Annotated in this window: 1 protein-coding gene; it reads right to left on the bottom strand. The window is 68.2% G+C overall.

Annotation, left to right across the window (positions count from 1 at the left end; translation table 11 throughout):
- Positions 1-22: 22 nt before the first annotated feature.
- Entirely contained in the window at positions 23-1,294 is a 1,272-nt protein-coding gene (locus AB0M26_RS31880) for an IS701 family transposase (RefSeq protein WP_365266523.1), read from the bottom strand.
- Positions 1,295-1,452 lie beyond the last annotated feature (158 nt).

A 1,452-nucleotide genomic window follows, 5' to 3' on the forward strand; every position in this document is an offset into this window, starting at 1 on the left:
TACTCCAGTGCGGTTTTGTGATCTATCCAGTGGGTCCGTCGGCGGATCGTCGTTGGTAGTGGCTGCGTCGGGCTGTTGCTTGGTGGCGTCTGCGCCAGGTGGACCAATGCAGCAGTCTGGCGGCAGTCGTGGCCGGTGGGACGAAGACGGCGACGAGCAGGTGACGGATCTCCGGGACGGTCAGCCTGATCGGGTTCGGGTCGTGGCTGCGGGCGGGATGTTGCGGATCGGCAGGCCGGGCGGGGTTCGCGTCGGCGGCGAGGGCGGTCAGGAAGGCCAGGGCCAGCATGGCGAGCGTGATGTGCCGGTGCCATGAGGTCCAGTGCCTGACCTGGTAGTGATCCAGGCCGACCTGGCTCTTGGCGGCCTGGAAGCACTCCTCGACGCTCCAGCGGACACCGGCGACGCGGACGAGCTCGTGCAGTGTGACCTGGGTAGGTGACCAGCACAGGTAGAAGGCGAGTTCACTGGTGGTCCGGTTGCGGCGGATCAGCAGGTGACGATGGACACCGGTGCCGATGTGGATCCAGGCCCAGTCGTAGTAGCGCGGGCCCTTCGCGCCGGCTCCGGCGCTGTGCCGCTGCCAGGCAGAGGCGGGCAAGCGGTCGGCGAGGACATCGGCGCGGACAGGGGTGCGGCCCTGGTTGATCCGGACCCGGGTGGTGCAGGCGACGGCCATCACGTAGCCGATGCTGATCCCCTCCAGGCGTGCGCGTAACTGTGGGTCCTGGCCGTAGGCTTCGTCGCCGGTCACCCACGATGCGGTCACTCCGGCGTCCAACGCGGCGACGATCATCTCCTCGGCCAGCCGGGGCTTGGTCGCGAAGGGAAGGTCCTCGGGCACCCCGGCAGCGTGGCGGCGCTCGGGATCGGAGCACCAGGAATGCTCGGGCAGGTAGAGCCGTCGGTCGATCAGCGCGCGTCCCCGCTCAGTGGCGTAGGCGAGGAACACGCCGACCTGGGAGTTCTCGATCCGGCCCGCTGTGCCGGTGTACTGGCGTTGCACCCCTGCCGACATGCTGCCCTTCTTCACGAAGCCGGTCTCGTCCACGATGAGAACGCCGTCGTCGCCGAGGTGGTCGGCAACGTAGGCGCGGACGTCGTCACGGACGGCGTCGGCATCCCAGCGGGCATAGCGCAGCAGGCGCTGCATCGGCCCGGGCCGGGCGTGACCGGCCTGTTCAGCCAGTTGCCAGCAGTTCTTCCGTTCGGTAGCCGACAGCAGCCCGAGCAAGTAGGCGCGGGCCGTGGCCCGAGGCTCAACTCGGCCGAACCGCCCGGCGATACGAGCCATGACCTGGTCGAACAACACCCGCCAGCGGGCAGGGTCTACGCTATGGCTCGCGGCCACCGCACGATCTTCGTTTGTCCACACACCAACCGATGATCACGCGATGGCCGTACCCGTTCCCAGCCGGGTTCGCCACAAGATCGCGAAGTCAGACTGGAGTA

Source organism: Streptomyces sp. NPDC051776 (assembly GCF_040681345.1).
In the GTDB taxonomy this organism is placed as follows: Bacteria; Actinomycetota; Actinomycetes; order Streptomycetales; family Streptomycetaceae; genus Streptomyces.